General features: G+C 52.7%; 21 protein-coding genes and 3 tRNA genes. 1 reads left to right on the top strand and 23 read right to left on the bottom strand.

The window, feature by feature from the left end:
• Nucleotides 1–3 precede the first annotated feature (3 nt).
• A complete protein-coding gene (locus ACZ5N7_RS07980; protein ID WP_464658570.1) occupies nucleotides 4–279 on the top strand; it encodes a hypothetical protein in 276 nt (91 codons plus the stop codon).
• Between the two features lie 14 nt (nucleotides 280–293).
• Here the strand turns inward: ACZ5N7_RS07980 and ACZ5N7_RS07985 are convergent, their stop codons facing one another.
• The 23 genes from ACZ5N7_RS07985 to ACZ5N7_RS08095 all read right to left on the bottom strand — a co-directional run bounded on the left by ACZ5N7_RS07985 (nucleotide 294) and on the right by ACZ5N7_RS08095 (nucleotide 21,589).
• Nucleotides 294–1,268, bottom strand: coding sequence for a patatin-like phospholipase family protein (locus tag ACZ5N7_RS07985; RefSeq protein ID WP_464658571.1), 975 nt, complete (start codon nucleotides 1,266–1,268; stop codon nucleotides 294–296).
• Nucleotides 1,269–1,388: 120 nt separating this feature from the next.
• Complete coding sequence (gene mntR / locus ACZ5N7_RS07990) at nucleotides 1,389–1,814, bottom strand: transcriptional regulator MntR (RefSeq protein WP_464658573.1); 426 nt, start codon at nucleotides 1,812–1,814, stop codon at nucleotides 1,389–1,391.
• 284 nt (nucleotides 1,815–2,098) lie between these two features.
• Complete coding sequence (locus tag ACZ5N7_RS07995) at nucleotides 2,099–2,809, bottom strand: cytochrome c biogenesis CcdA family protein (protein ID WP_464658575.1); 711 nt, start codon at nucleotides 2,807–2,809, stop codon at nucleotides 2,099–2,101.
• Between the two features lie 19 nt (nucleotides 2,810–2,828).
• Complete coding sequence (locus ACZ5N7_RS08000) at nucleotides 2,829–3,641, bottom strand: metal ABC transporter permease (RefSeq protein ID WP_464658577.1); 813 nt, start codon at nucleotides 3,639–3,641, stop codon at nucleotides 2,829–2,831.
• 12 nt (nucleotides 3,642–3,653) lie between these two features.
• Complete coding sequence (locus ACZ5N7_RS08005) at nucleotides 3,654–4,442, bottom strand: metal ABC transporter ATP-binding protein (protein WP_464658579.1); 789 nt, start codon at nucleotides 4,440–4,442, stop codon at nucleotides 3,654–3,656.
• Between the two features lie 109 nt (nucleotides 4,443–4,551).
• On the bottom strand, nucleotides 4,552–5,487 hold the full coding sequence (locus ACZ5N7_RS08010; RefSeq protein ID WP_464658581.1) for a metal ABC transporter substrate-binding protein: 936 nt from the start codon (nucleotides 5,485–5,487) through the stop codon (nucleotides 4,552–4,554).
• Nucleotides 5,488–5,751: 264 nt separating this feature from the next.
• Complete coding sequence (gene metG / locus ACZ5N7_RS08015) at nucleotides 5,752–7,737, bottom strand: methionine--tRNA ligase (RefSeq protein WP_464658583.1); 1,986 nt, start codon at nucleotides 7,735–7,737, stop codon at nucleotides 5,752–5,754.
• 633 nt (nucleotides 7,738–8,370) lie between these two features.
• Nucleotides 8,371–8,613 carry a membrane protein insertion efficiency factor YidD gene (yidD, locus tag ACZ5N7_RS08020; RefSeq protein ID WP_464658585.1) on the bottom strand — a complete coding sequence of 81 codons (243 nt, stop codon included), beginning with the start codon at nucleotides 8,611–8,613 and terminating at the stop codon, nucleotides 8,371–8,373.
• A complete protein-coding gene (locus ACZ5N7_RS08025; RefSeq protein ID WP_464658587.1) occupies nucleotides 8,597–9,022 on the bottom strand; it encodes a Fur family transcriptional regulator in 426 nt (141 codons plus the stop codon). The genes yidD and ACZ5N7_RS08025 overlap by 17 nt, the downstream gene beginning before the upstream one ends.
• Before the next feature lie 82 nt (nucleotides 9,023–9,104).
• Nucleotides 9,105–9,950 carry a class D sortase gene (locus tag ACZ5N7_RS08030; RefSeq protein WP_464658589.1) on the bottom strand — a complete coding sequence of 282 codons (846 nt, stop codon included), beginning with the start codon at nucleotides 9,948–9,950 and terminating at the stop codon, nucleotides 9,105–9,107.
• A 58-nt stretch (nucleotides 9,951–10,008) separates the two neighbouring features.
• On the bottom strand, nucleotides 10,009–10,869 hold the full coding sequence (locus ACZ5N7_RS08035) for a hypothetical protein (protein WP_464658591.1): 861 nt from the start codon (nucleotides 10,867–10,869) through the stop codon (nucleotides 10,009–10,011).
• Nucleotides 10,870–11,132: 263 nt separating this feature from the next.
• Entirely contained in the window at nucleotides 11,133–11,549 is a 417-nt protein-coding gene (locus tag ACZ5N7_RS08040; RefSeq protein ID WP_464658592.1) for an organic hydroperoxide resistance protein, read from the bottom strand.
• Between the two features lie 147 nt (nucleotides 11,550–11,696).
• A tRNA-Gly gene (locus tag ACZ5N7_RS08045) sits at nucleotides 11,697–11,768 on the bottom strand.
• Nucleotides 11,769–11,773: 5 nt separating this feature from the next.
• A tRNA-His gene (locus ACZ5N7_RS08050) sits at nucleotides 11,774–11,849 on the bottom strand.
• Nucleotides 11,850–11,878: 29 nt separating this feature from the next.
• A tRNA-Ser gene (locus ACZ5N7_RS08055) sits at nucleotides 11,879–11,971 on the bottom strand.
• 149 nt (nucleotides 11,972–12,120) lie between these two features.
• Nucleotides 12,121–12,468 (bottom strand): DUF3243 family protein, encoded by a 348-nt coding sequence (locus ACZ5N7_RS08060; RefSeq protein ID WP_464658594.1) that lies wholly within the window; start codon nucleotides 12,466–12,468, stop codon nucleotides 12,121–12,123.
• Nucleotides 12,469–12,611: 143 nt separating this feature from the next.
• Nucleotides 12,612–13,517 (bottom strand): fumarylacetoacetate hydrolase family protein, encoded by a 906-nt coding sequence (locus ACZ5N7_RS08065; protein WP_464658595.1) that lies wholly within the window; start codon nucleotides 13,515–13,517, stop codon nucleotides 12,612–12,614.
• Between the two features lie 43 nt (nucleotides 13,518–13,560).
• Nucleotides 13,561–14,334, bottom strand: coding sequence for an SDR family NAD(P)-dependent oxidoreductase (locus ACZ5N7_RS08070; protein ID WP_464658597.1), 774 nt, complete (start codon nucleotides 14,332–14,334; stop codon nucleotides 13,561–13,563).
• A 21-nt stretch (nucleotides 14,335–14,355) separates the two neighbouring features.
• Nucleotides 14,356–15,114 carry an IclR family transcriptional regulator gene (locus ACZ5N7_RS08075; RefSeq protein ID WP_464658599.1) on the bottom strand — a complete coding sequence of 253 codons (759 nt, stop codon included), beginning with the start codon at nucleotides 15,112–15,114 and terminating at the stop codon, nucleotides 14,356–14,358.
• A 277-nt stretch (nucleotides 15,115–15,391) separates the two neighbouring features.
• Entirely contained in the window at nucleotides 15,392–17,458 is a 2,067-nt protein-coding gene (locus ACZ5N7_RS08080) for a molybdopterin oxidoreductase family protein (protein ID WP_464658601.1), read from the bottom strand.
• A gap of 32 nt (nucleotides 17,459–17,490) precedes the next feature.
• Nucleotides 17,491–17,838: a nitrite reductase small subunit NirD gene (gene nirD, locus ACZ5N7_RS08085; RefSeq protein WP_464658603.1), complete on the bottom strand. Its 348-nt coding sequence runs from the start codon at nucleotides 17,836–17,838 to the stop codon at nucleotides 17,491–17,493.
• Nucleotides 17,839–17,863: 25 nt separating this feature from the next.
• The gene (gene nirB / locus ACZ5N7_RS08090) at nucleotides 17,864–20,293 is read right to left on the bottom strand and encodes a nitrite reductase large subunit NirB (protein ID WP_464658605.1); all 2,430 of its coding nucleotides are present in this window, start codon (nucleotides 20,291–20,293) and stop codon (nucleotides 17,864–17,866) included.
• Nucleotides 20,294–20,323: 30 nt separating this feature from the next.
• A complete protein-coding gene (locus ACZ5N7_RS08095; RefSeq protein WP_464658607.1) occupies nucleotides 20,324–21,589 on the bottom strand; it encodes a nitrate/nitrite transporter in 1,266 nt (421 codons plus the stop codon).
• Between the last annotated feature and the right edge of the window lie 8 nt (nucleotides 21,590–21,597).

The raw sequence follows: 21,597 nt of genomic DNA on the forward strand, positions 1-21,597 counted from the left end.
GTAATGAAACGTTCCTACTTGACCTACATTATAGGCGTGTTTTTGCTCATAGGGATTGTGACCCAGATCAACAGCTTTATCGGCACGCTGATCATTCCGGCTATTGTTTTCGGCGTTATCTATCTGCTCTACAAATTTCCGCCCGACAGGTGGTTTAGAAGAAAAACGTCGTCTTACTCCCGCAGCAGGTCGGCCAAACCCAAGCGCCGGAAGCATTCCTTTCGTGTGATCGAAGGCAGCAAGCCCGATGATGAAGATAACATCCCGAAATACCACTAATGGTTGTTCTTGTTTCACTTCTTTTTCTTTCGCCGCAGGACATATTCGAAATAATAATTCTCATACTGCTCCATACTCCACTTGTCAAAAAACGAGGAAGCCGCCGACCTGCCGGAGTTAAAAAGCTTGCTCCCCGATTTCAGATCAATATGGAAATCGGTAGCCTGGACGCCCAAGGTCGGTATCTTGATCGTACGGAAATCGTTATTCTGCGAAATATACCGTTCATCGTGGGCGTCCATCATCGTGGCAAACAAGGCGGTGAGCATCGTGAGCGGGCCCCGGATATTCCGGGGCTTTTTGTGCTGCCGGCCGACTAGCTGAAATCCAATCGTCGGAATGGACTGCCCTTGCTGTATTTCGGGTTTGTCGAAAATCCACAGCGGGAAGTTGCTCAGCAGCCCCCCGTCCACAATATAAATGAATTGGCTGAAGAAATCGTCGTCTTTGCTTCGCATCGTTACCGGTTTGCGGATCACGACCGGATCGAAGAAATAAGGGATGCTGGTGCTCATCCGCACCGCCTTGGCCACCGGAAACTTGGCGGGATTTATTCCGTACTGCTCTATATCGTCCGGCAGCACCAGAAGCTTGCCCTGGGAAATGTCGGATGCGATAATTCTTAAAGAATTCGGTTTGAGGTCCCCGAACGTGCGGATTCCTTTGGCAGCAAGCTTCTGCGATACCCACTGTTCAAGCGCCTCGCCCGAATAGAGCCCTTTCTTAATGAGCAGCCTGGCCGCCGGTCCGAACAGCTTGGCGTTAAAGATCGGAGACCTGACCAGGAAATGGCTGAACGGAGTTTGCTGGATCATTTTCTCCATCGCGTCCGCCTTGTATCCCGCTGCCAGGAAGGAAGCTACAATCGCTCCGGAGGAGGTGCCGGCCACCTGATGGAATTGAATTCCCCGCCTCTCCGCTTCATGGACCGCGCCGACCAGCCCGATCGCACGGACCCCGCCCCCCTCGAACACCGCATTGACTTTCATAGAACCCTCTCCCCTGTAATCCTTCTAGTGAGTATCTATGCGGGCGAGGGTTGTTTCTATGTTAGACGCATGAAAAAAGCACCTGTCGGTTGGAGAGGTGCCGATGTACTAGTAGCAAGGCTATGAATCTGATTCCAGTTCGCTCTTGATCAGCATCAGCTCGGTAGAGCGCTCCGGATCTCTGCGAAAGTACTCCAGCAGCGTTTCAATGCAAGTAATGGAATCCCAGCTGAGATGATGTTCAATTCCTTCCACATCTTTATAAATATTATCCTGTTGGACACCGATCACGTTCAAGAATTGCTCTAGCAGCTGATGGCGGTCAACGAGCCTTTTTCCCATCTTTTTACCTTTGGAAGTAAGCACCAAGCCACGATACTTCTCATACACCAGATAATTGTCTTTGTCGAGCTTCTGGATCATCTTGGTCACGGAGGAAGGATGAACTTCCAGCCCTTCCGCAATATCAGACACGCGGGCGTAGCCTTTGTCCTCGATGAGTTTGTAAATACGTTCCAAATAATCTTCCATACTGGGTGTTGCCATTTCTTTCCCCCCTGTTGCAGCCGGGACAACAAAGCTGTGCAAGCTATCAACACTCTTTACATACAGTAAGTATGATACTCCCTGCAGAATAATAAAGCAAGCCGCGATCACGACGGGCATGAGCTCTTTCTGACTGCTCCGCAGGGACGAACGGTATATGTTTCGGTTGTGCTTACAACCCAATTGCACCACGGGGGAAGGCGGCATCTGCCTCGGTTGTGCACAGGTTTGAAACGGGAGAGACGGACCTGCAGAAGTACGTGGAGTGTCAATTGCTTTCTACTTTAAAACTTCAGCCATCCGGGAGTTCTCCCCTGCAGCCAGATGGTGATCTGTGTCATTTGGTCGGTGTACAGCAGCACGGCCATGACGAGCATGAGGCCCCCGCCTATTTTCATAATCGTGTTGGAATAGTTCAAAATCCACTTGGTGGAACCGATAAAAAAGGCCAGGATGAAAAAAGGAACCGCGAAGCCAAGGGAATAAGCTGTCATGAGCGGCAGCCATGCTCCGGACTCCGTCGCCGATAAAGTGATGATCGCCCCAAGAATGGGCCCGACACAAGGGGACCATCCGGCGGCAAAGCCCATTCCTACCAGCACTGAACCCGCATACCCCGCAGGCCTTGATTTCCATTGGAATTTGACGTCCCTCATTAACCATTGAGGTTGAAAAATGCCCAGCAAGAACAATCCCATCACAAAAATAAGCAGCGCAGCGAGCTGTCTGAGAAGCACCCTGTTCTTGATGAACAGATCCGCCACCAGTCCTGCGCTGAGCCCCAGGGAATAAAAGATGATCGAGAAACCTGCGATAAAGCAAAGCGTATGCAGAACCGTCTTCCGCCTGATTTCCCCGCTTGATTCCGTTTTAAGCCGATTCACCGAAACACCCGTAATGTAAGAAAGATAAGACGGATACAACGGCAGGCAGCACGGAGATACGAACGAAGCGGCGCCGGCAAACAAAGCTATTCCAACAGTGAGATGCTGCATCAATTTCTCCTTTCCCCGCTCACACCCTGATTCGCCGTTTGACGATCAAAACTCCGATCAGCAGCGCGATAAGGAACAGCACAATCGTCGCCCCCGGAGCCAAGTTCCAAATTCCGGCGGCAACCAGACCGAGCACGACAGAAATCTCCGAGAAAAGAATGGCGAGAAATACCGAATGCTTGAAGCTTTTGGACAGAATAAGCGAGCAGGCTACTGGTATCGTCAGCAGGGAAGATACGAGCAGGGCTCCTACAATCTTGATGGAAACGGAAATCACGAGCGCCGTCAGCATGGTGATCGCGATATTGTAGAATTTGATCGGAAGGCCGCTGACCGCCGCCGCTTCTTCATCGAAGAACATGAGGAACATCTCCTTAAAATGTACCCCGATGACTGCCGCCACCAGCACCGTCACCCCAAAAACAACCCATAAATCCAAGGCATCCAGCGTATAAATACTGCCGAAAAAGTAGCTCATCACATTCATGTTAAAGCCTTTGCCCAATGTAAAAAGCAGCGTAGCGAACGCGATGCCGCCCGACATCAGGATGGCGATCGACAGCTCTGCATAGGTCTTGTAAGCTTTTCTCAACCTCTCGATACCAAAGGAGGCAAGCAGCGCAAATACCAAACCGACGGCTACCGGGTAGACGTTGATAAGAAAGCCCAGGGCAACGCCGGCGATAGAGACGTGGGCCAAAGTATCCCCGATCATCGACAGCCTGCGCAGGACAAGAAAAACACCCATCAAGGGGGCGGTGAGACCTATCAGGATGCCCCCGAGAAGCGCCCTCTGAAAAAAATATTCATTGAAAATATCTAACGATTCCACAAGATTCTCCTCTTACACTCCGATCGTGGACCGAAGCTCTTTTAGCGTGTGTGTTAAATTGGTTTCACCGCAATCCTCCGGATCATGGGTGTGCTTGACATAAAACTTCAGCTTGCCCGACTCCTGCACGGGACTTTCGCCCAAATAGCTGCGGATCATTTCCATATCGTGCGAAACCATAATGAAAGTAATCGGATGGCGCAGGTGCATATGACGGATCATATGGAAGAAGCCGGCCTGCGTCTCCGCGTCGATCCCTACAGTCGGCTCATCCAGGATCAGGAGCTGGGGATTGTTTACAAGCGCCCTGGCCAGAAAAACCCGCTGCTGCTGTCCGCCCGAGAGCTGTCCGATTCTGCGGTTCGCCAAATCCTCGATTTTCATCACATGAAGCGCGTCTATGACCCGTTCGAGGTCATCCTTGGTGAGGCGCCGGTACAGCTTTTGCCTGCCGTATAAGCCGGATTGGATGACCTCTTTGACGGTGGCGGGAAAGAGCGGATTAAACGAGTTTTTCTGCGGGACATACCCTATCCGCCCCCACTCGCCGAACTGCTCGATCGGCTGGCCGAACAGCTTTACCATGCCCTTCTCGGGCTTGTGCAGCCCGACCAGCATTTTGAGCAGCGTGGTTTTCCCCGCGCCATTGGAACCAATGAGCCCTACGAAATCCCGCTCCAGAACAGTGAAATTTAAATTCTCGATGACCTTTTTATTTTCATAGCAAAAAGAAACGCCTTCCAGCGAAACGATGCTTTGGTGGCAATAATCCTTGCCCACTGACAGATTCTCAGCTGACATGAGCTCCCTCCTTACTGTCTGTGAATATGACCGTCGACGATTAAACAGCCCCTGAATAAGTTAAGATGCTTCCAGGAGGAAACATCTTAACACCGGTGCCTATATACAACTATTGTAGCGCTTTTGTCAGAGTTTGCAAATTTTTCTCCATGATTGTAATGTAATTCTCTCCGGCCTTCTGCTGCTCCTCCGTCAGGCCCTCCAGCGGATTCAGCACCAAAGTGTCCACATTCGCGTCTTTGGCGAGCGTTTTGGCCAATTTGTCCGATACCAGGTCTTCAAAGAAAATATATTTCAAGTTGTGCTCTTTTATGAACTGGTTCACCTGCTGCAGATCCTTGGCCGTCGGTTCGGAATCGGGTGCCAGCCCCATGATCGGCATCTGGACCAAGCTGTAATCCCTGCACAGATAAGCAAAAGCTTGGTGGGTCACGGCGATTTCTTTTTTGGAGGTTTTGGCTAAAGTTTCTTTATACTTGGCGTCCAGTGCGTCCATCTTCCCGGCGAAGCTGTTGTAATTGGCCTCATAGTCCGCTTTATTGGCAGGATCCGCCGCAATCAGTCCGTCACGGATGTTCTCCCCCATTTTCTTGGCGTTCACCGGGCTAAGCCACGTATGGGGATCAATATCGCTTTCGTTGCTCTTCTTCTGATCCGGGTGGATATTGTCCGCTTTGATCAGGTTCACGCCTTTACTCGCTTCAACCACCTTGGGCCCGCTGTCCTTCTTTAAGCTTGACAGGAAATCGTCGACCCAGCCTTCAAAGCCGGCGCCCTGGTACACAAACATTTGCGCTTTGGTCATATTGCTGAGGTCTTTGCTTTTGGGTGACCATTCATGGGGCTCCACTCCCGCCGGTACGAGGTTGATTGCATTTACATGGTCTCCGCCGATGGACTGTGTAAAGAAGTATAAAGGATAAAAGCTGGTTACCACGTTCACTTTTCCTTTTACAAACTGACCTTTGGACGAAGATCCGCAAGCGGCCAAAACGACGGTTAACAGCACCAGGACGGCTGCAAAACTAACTGTTTTCTTATTCATGATTCGATAATTCCCCCGCTCTGTAAATCGTAATAATTTTTATTTATTCAATGTTATTGATTATAAACGGACACAGAAGAGGATGTCAATAGAATAATAAGAATTACGATTAAGAAAAATACTCCCGGAGTCTGCTCGAAGATATTGCCAGGTATCGGAGTCTTTCAGGGATGAGCGAGCGCGGTTCGATGGCAGGTTTTCCTGGTAGAGAATAAAATAGCAGACAGCTCCCGCGGGAACTGCCTGCTCAATGCTGAACTATTTTTATTTCACGACAGCGCCATTAGGCATATCGTCCGGCACTGTGGCGAGTGTAAGCTGATCGCCTTGGGACGCAGCCAGGATCATGCCTTGGGAAAGCTCGCCGCGCAGCTTGACCGGCTTGAGGTTCGTGACGCAGATGACTTTGCGTCCAACCATCTGCTCCGGCGTGTAGTGCTTGGCGATGCCGGACACGACCTGCCGCGTCTCTCCGCCGAGATCCAGCTGCAGCTTCAGCAGCTTGTCGGCGCCCTTGACCGGCTCCGCCGCGGTGACCTGCGCTACGCGCAGGTCAACCCTGCCGAAATCGTCGATGCCGATTTCGGGCTTCGCCTCGGCCGCCGGCTGTGCCGGGACGGCCTTGTCTTCCGCAGCCGGCGCTTCGGCTGCGGCGGGCGCGGAGGCGGCGGACATCGTCGATACGATGTACGCCACCTCCGCAGGCACGTCGAGCCGGGGGAACATCGGCTCGCCCTTGTGCACCTTCGTACCCGCAGGGTACAGGCCGAAGGTGCGCACGCTTTCCCACGCGGTATGCTCCGCGCGGGAGATGCCAAGCTGCGCCCACATGCGCTGCGGGGTGTGGGTCATGAACGGCTGGAGCATAACGGATGAAATCCGCTGGGCTTCAGCCAGGCAGTACATGACCGAACCAAGCTTCGCTTGCAGGGCTTCATCCTTGGCCATCGACCACGGCTGGGTCTCGTCGATGTATTTGTTCGTGCGGCGGATCAGGTTCCAGATCGCCGAAAGCGCTACGGAGAACTCCATGTTCTCCATCGCCGCTTCTGCCTGCTTCACCGTCTCCGAAGCGGTCTCGATCAAACCGGCGTCGAATTCGGTAGCTCCTTCGACGTAAGCCGGGACAACTCCGTGAAAATACTTGTCGATCATTACAATAGTGCGGTTGAGCAGGTTGCCCAGATCGTTGGCCAGGTCATAATTGAGCCGCTCCACAAATCCTTCCGGAGTAAACGTTCCGTCCGCCCCGAAAGGAACCTCGCGCAGCAGATAATAGCGCAGCGCGTCCAGGCCGTAACGGTCGATCAAAGTGACCGGATCGACGACGTTCCCTTTGGATTTGGACATTTTCCCTTCCTTCATGAGCAGCCAGCCGTGCGCAAAAACCTTCCTCGGCAACGGCAGTCCCAGCGCCATCAGCATGATCGGCCAATAAATCGTGTGGAAGCGGACAATCTCCTTGCTCATCAAATGGACATCCGCAGGCCAATATTTCCGGAATTTGCCATCATCCCCGCTGCCGTAGCCCAGAGCGGTAATATAGTTGGACAGCGCGTCAATCCATACGTAGATGACATGTTTGGGATCCTTGGGGACTTTGATTCCCCAATCGAACGTTGTACGGGAAACCGCCAAATCCTCCAGTCCCGGCTTGATGAAATTGTTGATCATTTCATTCTTCCGGGAATCCGGCTGGATAAACTCGGGGTTCTCCTCGTAATACTGCATCAGACGGTCCACATATTTGCTCATGCGGAAAAAGTAGCTAGCTTCCTTTACTTTTTCCACCGGGCGCCCGCAGTCCGGGCATTTGCCGTCGACCAGCTTGCTCTCCGGGAAGAACGATTCGTCGGGTGTACAGTACCAGCCTTCATATGTGTCAAGGTAAATATCCCCCTGCTCCATCAGCTGCGTAAAAATTTTTTCCACAGCCTCCTTATGCCGCGGCTCGGTCGTGCGGATAAAATCGTCATACGAGATGTCCAGCTTTATCCACAACTCTTTGATGCCCGCCACAATGTCGTCGACGAACTGCTGGGGATCTTTACCGGCTTCCTTCGCTTTCCTTTCGATCTTCTGCCCATGCTCATCCGTTCCCGTCAAATACATCACGTCATAGCCGCGCAGCCGTTTGTAACGGGCCATCGCGTCGCCCGCCACGGTGGAATAAGCATGGCCGATGTGAAGCTTGTCGCTTGGATAATAGATCGGGGTTGTAATGTAAAACGTTTTTTTATTTTCCGGCATCGTCAAAACCTCCTGAATTTTTAAAGAAAACCTCTACCCGAGGCCATTCAAGGATGAGCGACCGCGAATTAAAGGCAGGTTTTCTTGGTAACACCATTTCGCTTTATCATTTAGCGAATTTTTAAACTTTCTTTAACGTTCACAAAAAAAAGCCCTCTTCCTTTACAGGACGAAAGCTTGTGCTCACGTGTTACCACCCGGTTTCCCCCGTTTCTCGCGAACAACGGGGCTCAGCAAGTCTTCGAATCCGCGCAGGGCGCAAACGAGACTTCCTCCATTAACGCTGGACCACGATGCTGTCTTATTCTTCCGGCTCTATTAGCCGAACAACTCGAAAGCATTCCCTCCGGGACCATACTCCAAGCTTCGCCCTAACCGGTTTGCAGCTTCCCCGGCTCTCTGTGTAGGCCTCCCCTTGTACACATCCGTTCATCGGTTTGTTTTTCTTTAATTATGCCAAATATAACGAAAAGCAGCATACCGTGTCAAGGTCTGCCTGACGCCAGCCTCTCCCGGCGCAATCTGCGGCGCTGCACGAGGGGAATCCGCCCGCTTCCACTCCCGATCTCGCAACCGCGCTTATCAGCCTGGCTCCAGGTCATTCTCGCAGCCGCGCACATCCCGCTGAGCCGGTTAGCTCTTGCCCGATGTCTGATCCCGTGTTTTGGGAGGCACCGGATCGAATCCGCCGGGATGAAAAGGATGGCACCGGCAAATCCTCTTTGCGGCAAGCCAACCGCCGCGCAGCGGACCATGCAGTTCAATTGCGTCAAGCGCGTACTGTGAGCACGTAGGATAGAATCTGCAGGTCGGCGGTTTGAGAGGAGAAATCCATTTACGGTAAAATTGTACAGGTGCTTTAGCGATCTTTTTCATTTGTGCAGTCCTTGCAGTAACCATAAACCTCAAATTTATGCTTGACGATGTCAAAACCGTCCGGCACCTGCGTTACCGCGTCCATCGGACAAAAAACGACGGGATAGGTCTTTTCGCAGTTCATGCAGATCAGGTGATGGTGATGGTCATGCTCGTCACAGCGGGCGCGGAATTTAATTCCGTCCTCCAAAACGAATTGCTCCAAAACCCCCATTTCGTGCATCAGGCGCAGGTTGCGGTACACCGTGTCAAAGCTCAAGCCCGAATATTTTTGGCCCATATGCTCATATACCGCTTTAGCGGTCAGATATCCTTCAGTCCCGGCAAAAAGCTGTGCCAGTGTCCTCCGCTGGTCGGTGATTCGCATTCCCTGCTTTCCCATTACTTCAATTATCTCTTCGGCGTTCATGCTGGACACCCCTTCCTGCCTACGCTTTCTCCCCTAATAATGCTACAAAAAACAAAGCGCGTCAACGAAAGGCCCATTCCCGCTAATTCAATTTCCCGTGCAGCACCAGACGGTTGCTGCCTTCATCGTCGCAGGTGATCAGTGTCAGCACTTTGTCCTTGGCGTTCCGGTTAAGCACGGAGGTGTCGGAAGGCTCGACCGTCCTGATCTCATAGATAGTATATTCGCAATCTCCGGCGGCCGTTTTGACACGCACCTTGCCACCCCGGTTCAACTCCTTAAGACGGCTGAACATCCGTCCGTAAGAATAGCTGTTATGCGCGGCAATAGCTGAATTTCCCGCCTGTCCGGGAAGCGCAGTACCCGGGATATGGCCGGCGGCAATCTTCAGGTTCTGAGAAGAAACGCCCTCCAGCACGGGAAGCTTAAGCCCGATATCGTCAATTTCAATGACTCCGACCATTGAGGGTGATGAGGGTTTTACTTCCGGCTGGGTTGCTTTGACGATCGGGCTGACGGTTTTCACCGGAGCGGTCTTCACTTCACGACCGGTCGGCGGATTGCTCTGATCTGTCTTGGCTTTGTTGTCCATCACAGCTGCGGACCTGGCTTCTGCGGCTGCCTTCGCTTCCGCCATTGGCTTGGATTCCGCAGCAAGCTTGGCTTCCGCCTTGTTGGAATCGGGCTGCTGAGCAGCAGCAATCTGTCCCTTTTCTTCTGCAAAAATCCGGGTGAGATCACTGTTCGCTGACTCGATCGATTCCATAGCCATTAAGGATGCTGAAGTTTCCATCAAGGCTGATGGATTAGAAGCATCCCAGCTGTCAAGCAGCTTTTTTTGGAGGTTATCTTCTCTCCAGTGGATAATCGAAGGCAAGGCGAACAGCAGCAGTCCTATAACAATAAGCCCAATAGCTGTTTTTTTCATGAGATCACTCTCTTTACTTTAGGGATTGGATTACATAAGACAAGAGAACCAAAGTCTATTAATTTGCCTTTTTCTTTCTGGCGATAACACAAGCGATCACTGCCGCAAGCGAACCCGCCGCATAAAGGCCGTAAGGCTCCGACGCTCCGCTCCGGGGAGCCGACATATAAGCGTTTGACTTGTCGCTCAAATCGATTGTCGTTTGAGGCGAATCCGCGGCTTTCCATTTTGCCGGTGTCCCCTGATTGGAGCTGTTCTCCGGCAACGCACTCGGTTTAGCCGCTTCGCTCCTCATTGCCGTATGGGTTATTTTAGAGCTAAAAGGGTTCTGCGATTGGTCTGTGTTCGCTGTATCAGGGATTGAGCTTGAGGCTTTTGTAGAAAGGGCTCCGGCGGCCGCGTGAGTGCTGCATGCGGGACCGTTCACTTTATTGCTCCATGTGGCAGTGCCGGCTGTAATCGCAGAATCAATCAGCCCTTCTTCCGTCCATTTTCCCTTTACATCGATCCAGTAGTCTACGCTCACGTTTCCTGCCGGTCCGCCGGGACTATTGAATTTTATCCCCTTGATCCCGGTCGGGGGATCTGCTGTATCCGTCATTAATTCATAGGGGTGCGATGCTCCGACTACTTCCGCTTCCGGACAAATACCAAGAATAAAGTGGCTCAGCGTCGGGTTCTCACCCACCGTCACACTGTAGCGGAAACGGGTACTCTCGCCGGTGTCACTGAATTTGGAATCTTTGAATGTTACGGCCGGAGACACCTTAGCCTCTGTTGATTTTATATACGCGACATCTTTTGCAACCGGCGTATGTAGTCCTGTCGTCATCTCAGCGAACGTTGGAGAAGCGAAGCTGAAGAATGCCAGGATGCCTGCCAAAATGAAATATCCGGGTCGTTTTTCTGCCTTTTTCATGAGTCACCTCTTCGCTCTATGAATTCGTTTTGCACTGACTCAGCTGCTGCGGCCGTTTTTGACATTTCTTGAAAAGTATTTAAACCGTCTGCCGGACATTAAACCGGATGAATTAAAATTGTTCATTTGTGGGACAGCCGGAATCTTGACGACATATGCCGCTTCCGCTAACACTAATAAAGCCGGCATCTGATCGACACCGGCCGCTTCCGCATATACTGAGAAAGCCGGCATCTGATCGACACCGGCTGTCTATGGCGTTGTTAAATGACGTTCAGCTCTACATCAATGTTTCCTCGGGTCGCTTTGGAGTAAGGACACACTTGATGTGCCTCTTCGACTAGCTTTTTGGCCGTTTCCTTATCCACTCCTTCGATTTTCACATCCAGCCGCGCGGCAAGCTTAAACCCTCCGTCCGTCTCTTTGCCGATAGAGATGTTTGCCGTTACCTCAGAGCCGGGTGCGTCCACCTTATTCTTCTTCATTACCAGTTCCAAGGCGCTGTTAAAGCATGCTGAATATCCCGCAGCGAACAATTGCTCAGGATTAGTGGCTTGTCCCCCGTCGCCGCCCATTTCTTTTGGCCTCTTCAGCTGTAAATTAATCATTCCGTCCGGGGAGACAACCTTTCCGTCCCTTCCTCCGGTAGAAGTTGCTTTAGCGGTGTACATCGTTTCCACTTCCATCATCCTCCCTGAACAAATTTGACTGCCATGCGACATACTTTATTAATCTTCCCCATCGCCTTTGAAACTCCATCTATTGTGAAGACAGCAAAAAAAGATCCCAGTCCGATGAATTAATCAGACCGGGATCTTTGTTATTGAAGCGGAAGACGGGAATCGAACCCGCGACCCTCGCCTTGGCAAGGCGATGCTCTACCGCTGAGCCACTTCCGCATATATGGGGCGATCGATGGGACTTGAACCCACGAGTGCCGGAGCCACAATCCGGTGCGTTAACCCCTTCGCCACGACCGCCATTTACAGTTTATCTCATATCCGCATTATGGCGGAGAAGGAGGGATTCGAACCCTCGAGACGCTTGTGACGCCTACACGATTTCCAATCGTGCTCCTTCGACCAGACTCGGACACTTCTCCATGTCGCTCACGGAACGACAACTACTATACCATAAAATAAACTCCGCAAACAAGCATTAGTATTTTCCATAAATGTAAGCTTTATGTGCCGTGACAAGTTGAAAAGCGCAAATCGCATTCGATTTGCGCCGGGTCTCAATGTATAGTTTTTAATGCTTCGTGGATTGAGCGAGCCGAACCAGCATATGGGCCAGCATGTGCCGCTCCTCCTCACGGCCGACCGTCCACAATTCCTGTAACAATTTTTCCTCCGAATTGCGGGGTTCTTCATGACTTGACAAGTATTTCGCCACCTTCTCTGCCGTCATGGCAAGCTGTTCCTCGTTCAAACCGATACTTTTGCCCATCTCGATCCGACGCGCCAAGTAAGCGGTAAATTCCTCGAAATCGGATAGAATTTGTTCCATGCGCTTGGAGCCCATCCGTTCGATCGTTTCTCCAATTTTCCCGGTCTGCAGTTCCCCGTCTTTTTCGATCATATGGTTATGTTCAGCCATTCGGAAGCGCCTCCTTCGATTTGGATACAATCCGTAAATTAGTACACCGCTTTATTAACCCGCCCTTTACTGTCTGAATCATTCCCAACCAAAAAAGAACCCGGCACAGCCAGGCTCTTCTCCCATTGTGTATCGATAAAATATCAAGCGAGCTCCGCCACCATGCGGTTGGTCAAGCTGCCGAGCTTTTCGATTTCGATCGTGATGACGTCACCGTCTTTCAGGTATACCTGTTTGTCCTTCGGATAGCCGAGCACCACCCCTTCCGGTGTACCGGTCAGGATGATATCCCCTGGAATGAGGGTCATGTGCTGGGAGATGTAGCTTACGATCTCGTCGCATTTGAATATCATATCCGACGTGTTGGAGTTTTGGCGCACTTCGCCGTTCACTATACAGCGGATGCCCAGGCCGTTCGGGTTGCCTACCTCATCCGCCGATACGAGATACGGGCCTAACGGGGAGAAACCGTCGCAGCTTTTGCCAAGCAGCCACTGCTGCGTTCTCATCTGCAGGTCGCGTGCGGAAAGGTCGTTCACATTGCAGTAGCCGAAAACATGATCCAGGGCATTTTCTTTGGACACATATTTTGCCGTCCTGCCGATAACGATGACAAGCTCCGCTTCATAGTCCACCTTTTCGGAGACCTTGGGAAGCGGTACGTCAGCGCCAGGCCCAGTGAGGGTATTGTTAAATTTGTTGAACAGGATCGGGTACTGCGGAATTGCCGCCTTCGTTTCCTCCGCGTGTCTGCGGTAATTCAAGCCTACGCAGATAATTTTGTTCGGATGCGTAACACAGGGTCCCAGGGTCAACTCCGATTCCTGTCGCAAAAAAGCGGCACAGTTGTCAGACACCAGCGCGGCGTCCACCGTTTTGCGTAAAGCTGCAAGAGCTGCGGCGCCTCCTTTTATCGCTTCATGCACATCTAGAGGAACATTTGCTTGCGGCTGCAGTGCCTGGCCCGCCGCTTTGACATCAACGATTCCTTTGTCGGTAACCACCCCTAGAAGGTACTCGCCGCCCTCAATAAAAGTAAGCAATTTCATGTATGATAAGGCCTCCTCTGGATCTAATATCACATATGTAAAATCAAGCGTTCTTGCCGAAAACGACACCGCCGTCAATGTACAGCGGGGAGCCCATCATAAACTTGGACTCGTCCGAGGCCAGGAACAGCGCCGCTTTCGCAACATCCTCCGGCCTTCCCAAATCGCCGCTCAACTGGCGGCTTCTCAGCGAAGCGTAAGCCTCTTCCGGGTCGTCGTACGATTTTTTCAAATAATCCTCAACAAAAGGAGTAAGGATGGTTCCAGGCAAAAGCGCGTTTACGCGGATGCCGTACGGGGCGTAATCCACCTGCATAGACTTGGTCAAAGCAAGGACCGCTCCCTTGGTGGCGGAATAGGAAGCCCTTCTGGCCAAGCCAATTTCAGCGATACAGGAAGACATGTTGATAATGGAACCGCTTTTATTTTCCATCATGGAAGGCAGCACGTATTTGCTGGGCAAATAGACGCCCCTGATATTGATATTGATCACCCGGTCCCACGCCTCGGGCTCGACCTCATGGATTGCGCCTACGCCGCTCACCCCGGCATTGTTGAACAGCACATCGATGCGGCCGTATTTTGCCAGAATGTCATCGACCATCGCTTTCACGGACTCCGGCTGCGTCACATCGGCCTGGCAGAAATCGGCTTGCCCGCCGGCCTGCTTGATCTGCTCCACCGTTTCCCGCCCTTTGTCTTCCTGAAGATCATTGACAATCACTGTCGCACCTTCCTTGGCAAAAAGAAGCGCCGAGCTCCTGCCGATTCCCGAGCCGGAACCGGTAATGAGCGTGATTTTTCCAGCTAATCTCATGGACTGATCTCTCCTTTATCGTTAGTCTCCTTGCCTGTTTGAGAGCCTGCCCGCCAAATCCAGCAATTCCCGCTCCACGAGCTCCCGCTTATTATGCCATTCGTGTAGCAGCAACGAACAGGAAATGGCGGCTACGGTCCGGCCTTTGGCGTCCTTAATCGGCGCGGCCAGGCAGCTGAAGCCGACTACGGCCTCTTGTTCGTCTATGGCAAACCCGTTCTGCCGGACTTCTTCAAGCTGCTCCAGCAGCGCCGATCTGGTCGGCAGGGTGTAAGGAGTGAGCTTGGGGAAAAGCTCTTCCTCCGCATACAAAGCGGCGACTGCTTCGTCGTCCAATGCCGCGAGCAGCACCTTGCCCAATGCGGTTGCGTGGGCTGGCAGTTTTTTGCCGGGGCCGGACGCCAGTTTCACCTGGGAAGGCGACTCTTCTTTGGCCAGATAGATGACATCCCTGCCCTCGAGTGCGGCAAGCTGGATCGTCTCTTTCAGAATCTGTTTCGTGCCGGCTGCTTCTTTGTGGAACTGTTCAATCAATTGAAACTGGTTAAAATACGCCGTTCCAAAGTAAGCCAGAGCGAATCCAAGCGAATAGGCCCCGTCTTCTTCCCTTACCACCCATTCCAGCTTTTCCAGAGTGTGCAGTAGGGAGAACATCGAGCTTTTATTGATATTCAGCGATTTCGAGAGGTCGATGAGCCGCATACTGCCGGGTTGTTCGGCGATTAGCAATAAAATGGCATTGGTCTTTTCCAGCGCCGGAACCCAATATTTCTTTTCCATTAGCATCCTTCCGAAAAATATGGTTCATTATAATAAACTAAGGTTTATAATTTTGATACCTTCATCGTATCACCGCGCCCTCTCCCCGTCAAATAAAAAAAATGAGCTGTCTCCATTTCGGAGCAGCCCAAAGTTTGCAGGCGAGCGCTTTGAAGCCGCTTAATCCATCCCTGACCGCATTGTTTCGACATATTCGGATTGCGGCCGGAAGATGCGATTGTTCTTGCCAACACGCGGTTCTCCCAGCGCGCGTTGGGACAAGTAAACACCAAAATACCTACTCTGCAGGCTCTACTCTCACAGCGCATATTTTGAACTCCGGCATACGGCTCGCAGGATCCAGAGCGTCCACGGTCACCCGGTTTACGGATTGCTCCCCGCCCCAGTGAAACGGCACAAACACCGTCCTCGGTTGAATTGACTCGGTCACCTTCACAGCGCACACCATGGAACCGCGGCGGCTTGTGATCCGCACCCTGTCACCCACACCCAGCCCTATCCTTTCCGCCAACCGCGGATGAAGCTCGGCCAGCGGCACCGGCGCCTTCCTGTTTAATGCGGCTGAGCGGCGGGTCTGGGCTCCGCTTAAATACTGGTTCGGCAGCCGCCCTGTAGTCAATACGAAAGGATAATCGCTGTCTATGGGCTCCGCAGGCATTTTCGGCGTTATCCCGAACAGTCTGGCCCTGCCGTCGGGATGATCGAATTTTTCCGCAAACATTACCGGTGTTCCAGGGTGATTCTCCGACGGACAAGGCCAGAAAACCCCCTGTTCCTTCCTCAGCCTGGCATAGGTGATTCCGTTATAGTCAGCCTTTCCGCCGGCGGAAGCGGTCCGCAATTCATTGAATATATCTTCCGGCCCCGAATAGCGGAAATACTGCCCTCTTCCAAGCTCTTCCGCCAAATCGCATAGAATATTAATATCAAGCCGGGAGTCGCCAGGCAGCTGCATCGCTTGGGGACGATGGAACACACGCCCTTCGAGATTGGTTAAAGTGCCCTCCGCCTCCGTAAAAGAAGAACCCGGCAGCAGCCAGTGCGCGTATTCGGCGGTTTCCGTCTCGAACAAGTCCACAACGACCAGCAGCTCCAGTTTTTTCAAAGCTTCCCGCACTTTTTCGCTGTTCGGACTGGATACGAGCGGGTTGGATCCAAGCACGATCATCGCCTTGATCTCGCCTTCGCCGGCTTTTTGCAGCATTTCATAAGCGGAGACCCCTTTTCCCGGCAGCTCTTCGGGATCGATTCCCCATACAGCGGCAACGTGCGCGCGCGCTGAGGGATCTTCAATCTGTCTGTAGCCCGGCAGCTGATCCGCCTTCAGCCCGTGCTCCCGGCCCCCCTGCCCGTTCGCTTGTCCGGTCACCGCGCCGTAGCCGCAGCCCGGCTTCCCGATTTTGCCGGTCAGAAGGACAAGGTTAATATAATTCAACGTGTTCTCTACGCCATTAATTTGCTGTTCCAGTCCGCGCGCCGTCAGCACGATCCCAGACTTCGCCTTGGCGAAGCCTCTCGCTATAGTTCGGGTTACTTCCGGCAGGATTCCCGTCAGCTGCTCAATCCGGTCCGGAGTGTAGTCTTTTACCGCTTGCCGGACAGCTTCCATTCCTTCCGTCCGCTTACGTATAAATACCTCATCGTATAAATTTTCAGCCGCAATCACATGAAGGAGTCCGTTGACAAACACGGAATCGAATCCGGGCTGCAGCCGGACATGAATATCCGCGATTTTGGAGGTCATCGTATTCCTCGGATCGATCGTCACAACGACCGCTCCGTTCTTCTTCGCCTCCAGCAGATAGGGCATCATCGTCGGCTGGCATTCCGCAATATTGGTGCCCGCCAGCATGATATACTTCGCATGCGGTATTTCGGACAAGGGCATCGTCATGCCCCTGTCGGTTCCAAAAGCTCTCAGTCCCGCTGCCGCCGCTGAGGACATACAGTATCTGCCGTTATAATCGACATACTTGGAGCGCAGCGCTACGCGAGTAAACTTGCCCAGCAAATAACAAACCTCATTGGTAAGCGAGCCTCCTCCATATACGGCAATGGCGTTACGCCCGTGTTGCTCCTGGATTTGGCGGATTTCGCCTGCGATCGACTTGATGGCCGAATCCCATGTGCTGTCAATCCAGCCGCTGCCGGACCTCTGCCGGGGCTTCGTGATTCTTTCCTCGTGGACTACATGCTCGAGCGAATTAAGCCCTTTCTGGCACAGCCGGCCGGTGGCAACAGGGAAATCCGCACTTGGCTTCACCTTCCAGCCGGATTCTCCAGGTACCAGCTGAAGGCCGCACTGCATTGAGCAAAAACAGCAATGGGACGTTAGGCTCCCCATTTCCATCACTCCTCCGACTGCATCTCTCTTTGTCAGCTCGCAAGCTCTTTCTTTACCGGGAAAGCAATATACACGATTCCTTCATTGATCTGAACCGGATACTTTTCCACACATCCGGTATCCGGAGCCTGCACCAAACCGCTTGGCAGATGGATTTTACGGTCGTGCATCGGGCAGAACACGTGATCGTCGCACACTATGCCTTCCGCCAATACTCCCTGCTTATGCGGACAGCGGTTCTGTATCGCATGCACTTTGCCGCTGGCCATCCGGAAGACGGCAATTTCGATATTGTCGTGTCGGAACGTTTTTCCCAGATTGATAGGCAGATCGTCTATGGCGCTGATTTTGATCCATTTCAAATCGGAGTGCTTACTCATACTAATTTCCCCTTTCGTAATTTCTTTATTGTTTGTCGCCTGCGAGCTCGACCACTTCGAACAGTTCCTTGCGCAGCCTGCTGCTCTCCACCGCTTCCTTCCATGGATCCTGCGTAACCGATAATGCCGTATCCATTCTGGCGCGGAGCGCTTTGCGCTGTTCCTCGTCCTGTATCGTGTTCCTTATCTGTTCGATTCCAAGGCGCTTCACCCATTCCGATGTGCGTTCGCCGTAAATTCCCGTTTCCCGGTAATACTGCAGGTAAGCCTCGCTGTATTCCATGACTTGGTCCTCCGTCTTAACCGTCAGCAGCAGGTCGCCCGCTCTCACTTTAACGCCGCCGTTGCCGCCCGCATAAAGCTCCCAGCCTCCGTCGATCGCCACTACTCCAAGGTCCTTGATCACGGATTCGGCGCAGTTTCGGGGACATCCGGATACAGCCAATTTCACCTTGGCCGGCGTATTCAACCGCTCAAACCGCTTCTCGAGCCGTATTCCCATACCCATGGAATCGGCGGTGCCGAACCTGCAGTAGTCTTCGCCCACACAGGTTTTCACGGTGCGCAGCGCCTTGCCGTACGCGTATCCGGAAGGCATACCGAGATCCTCCCACACCGCTGTAAGATCCTCTTTCTTTACTCCCAGCAAGTCAATCCTCTGCCCCCCTGTAAACTTCACCGTCGGAATATTGTACTTCTCCGCCACCTCGGCGATCCGCTTGAGCTCGGAAGGGTTCGTGACACCCCCGTAGATACGGGGAACTACGGAATAAGTGCCGTCCTTCTGAATATTGGCGTGCATCCGCTCATTGACGAAGCGGGATGTCCTGTCGTCCTTGTATGTTTCAGGAGAAACCATGCCCAGGTAGTAATTGATTGCAGGACGGCATTTGGAACAGCCTTCTTCTTTCTTCCACCCGAGTACATTCATCACTTCTCTGACATGCGACAGCTCCTTCGTCCGGATCGCTTCCACAATTTCCTCACGCGACAGATCCGTGCAGCCGCACATCGTTTCCTTCACCGATTGCTTAAATCCGTCTCCGAGCGCGGCCGCCAGCAGTTCGCTGACAAGCGGCTTACAGCCTCCGCAGGACCGGGAAGCGGACGTGCAGTTTCTGACCTCTTCCACCGAAGATAATCCCTGGTCCTTGATTGCGGAACAGATCGTTCCCTTGCTGACTCCGTTGCAGCCGCAGATGATCGCATCATCCGGCAAACCGGCCGCATTCGAACCTCCCGCGCTCCCTGCCGCTCCGTCCTGAAGAATGGACGTTTTCTCCATACCGGCGACATCCGTGCCGCTGCGGATCATTTGCATCAGTCGCGTACTGTCCGAGGTATCGCCGAAAAGGACCGCCCCGATGATTTTGTTATCCTTGATCACTACTTTTTTATAAATGCCGCTGAATTCATCGTGCACGCGAATCGCTTTGGTTCCCTCCCTGTCGTTGAATTGTCCTCCGGAGAACACATCCACGCCGGATACCTTTAGTTTCGTGTAGACGATGGAGCCTTCATATGGAGCTGTTTCCGCTCCGGCCAGACGCTTCGCCAGGACGGCGCCCTGCTCGTAAAGCGGTGCTACCAGGCCATAGGCGACACCGCGGTGCTGGGCGCATTCTCCTACAGCGTAGATGTGCGGATCGCTCGTTTGCAAATAATCGTCTACGACAATTCCCGGATTCAAAGCCAAGCCTGCGCGCTTTGCCAGCTCCACATTCGGCCGGATTCCTACAGCCATCACGATTAAATCGGCCTTTGCCACGGTGCCGTCCTTAAATTTCAACCCCTCTGCCCTCTGCCCGCCGATTATTGACGCAGATTGTTTTTCCAGCAAAAAGTTCATTCCCTGCGATTCCAACGCTTCCCGGAGCATTCTCGATGCGGGCGGATCCAGCTGGCGCTCCATGATCATGTCCGTAATGTGTACGACATCGACCTGCATTCCCAGGTTGAGAAAGCCTCTGGCCGCCTCCAGCCCAAGCAGTCCGCCGCCTATGACGACCGCTTTCTTGTATTTTTTGGCCGCAGCCATCATCCGTTCGCAATCGCCTATCGTCCTGTAAGCCATTACGCCTTCCTTATCCGCACCGGGCAGTGGAAGCATGAACGGATTCGATCCCGTAGCGAGAATGAGCTTATCGTAAGATACCGTCACACCTTCCTCGCCGGTGACCGTACGGGCCTCCGTGTCAATGTCCGTCACCTTTTGCCCTGTATACAGCCGTATCCCGTTGGCCTCGTACCATTCATAGGGATGAATCACGATGTCGTCTACTTTGGAATCCCCGACAAGCACATGGGAGAGCAGAATCCGGTTGTAATTGGGATGCGGCTCCGCCCCGAAAACCGTAATCTCATATTTGTGCGGCGCAAGCTTCACCAGATGCTCGATCGTATTCATGCCTGCCATACCGTTGCCGATGAGAACCAATTTTTCTTTGTTTGCCATGATGAATTCCTCCCTTTATAGGTAACGATGTCAGACAACAGCTTTCGAATCCTGCCCGAGAGAACCGTCTTTTAAAATACCTTCGCCCGCCTGTTTCACCTTTCCCCCTTCGCCGATCCAGGCACGCTTCCACTTCACCTGGGCAACAGCTACTATAAACACTGACAGCAGCGCAATCCCGCTAAGGATCATAAAACCTGAGGAAAAGCTGCCCGTGGCGAGCTTCAGGTTGCCCAGGATTTTGGGCAGAAAGTAGCCTCCCAGCCCTCCTGCGGCTCCCACAATTCCCGTCACAATCCCGATTTGTTCGCCAAAACGCTGAGGCACGAGCTGGAACACCGAGCCGTTGCCCATTCCGAGGCACATCATCGCGATAAAGAGCATAACCGTCGTGTAAGTCATATTCGGCAAGGTGGAAATTCCGGCCATCATGACGCATACCACCGCATAGAGCACGATCAGCATCCGGATTCCGCCCAATTTATCGGACAGCCAGCCTCCCACCGGCCTGAAAAAGCTCCCCGCGATGATGCACAAAGTAGCGAAATCCGCCGCTTTAACCGGAGACAGCCCATACTGGGTATTGAAAAAGATCGTCAAATAATTGGACATCCCCACAAATCCTCCAAAGGTGACGCTGTATAGAATGCAGAAGAGCCAGGAATCCTTTTGCCTCAGGACATTCGCGTAATCCTTCATTTTCTTGGGGGCCGGTTGGTTAGGACTGTCTTGGGCCAGCAATGTAAAAGCGACCAGCGTCAAAACGATCGGAATCATAGCCAGACCAAAAACAACATGCCAGCTGCCGTAGTGCTCAGCGATCCGGTTGGCGAACAAGGTCGCCAGAATCGTTCCGCTGTTGCCCGCTCCGGCAATCCCCATTGCCAAGCCCTGATACTGCGGCGGATACCATCGGCTTGCCAACGGAAGCGCAGCGGCAAAGCTGGCGCCGGCTATTCCCAAAAGCAGGGCCACCGCATAAAGCCCGGACATGGTGTTGGCGAACTGCCAGCCCAATATGAGCGGCAGCAAAGTCAAACTCAATCCGATTTGCCCAGTCCGTTTAGGACCTATGGCGTCTGTCAAGTAACCTAACACAAGCCTCAGGATAGAACCGCCCAGAATTGGAAGAGCGACAAGATTAGCCTTTTGGGCCGCATCCAAATGAAATTCATTCGCTATAATGACGGCCAAAGGCCCCAGCAGCACCCATACCATAAAGCTCAGGTCGAAATATAAGAACGCGCTGAACAAAGACCCTTTGTGACCGCTTTGCAGAAAGCCTTTACTCTCCATCTCCACTC

It is taken from the genome of Paenibacillus sp. JCM 18996 (assembly GCF_055392555.1).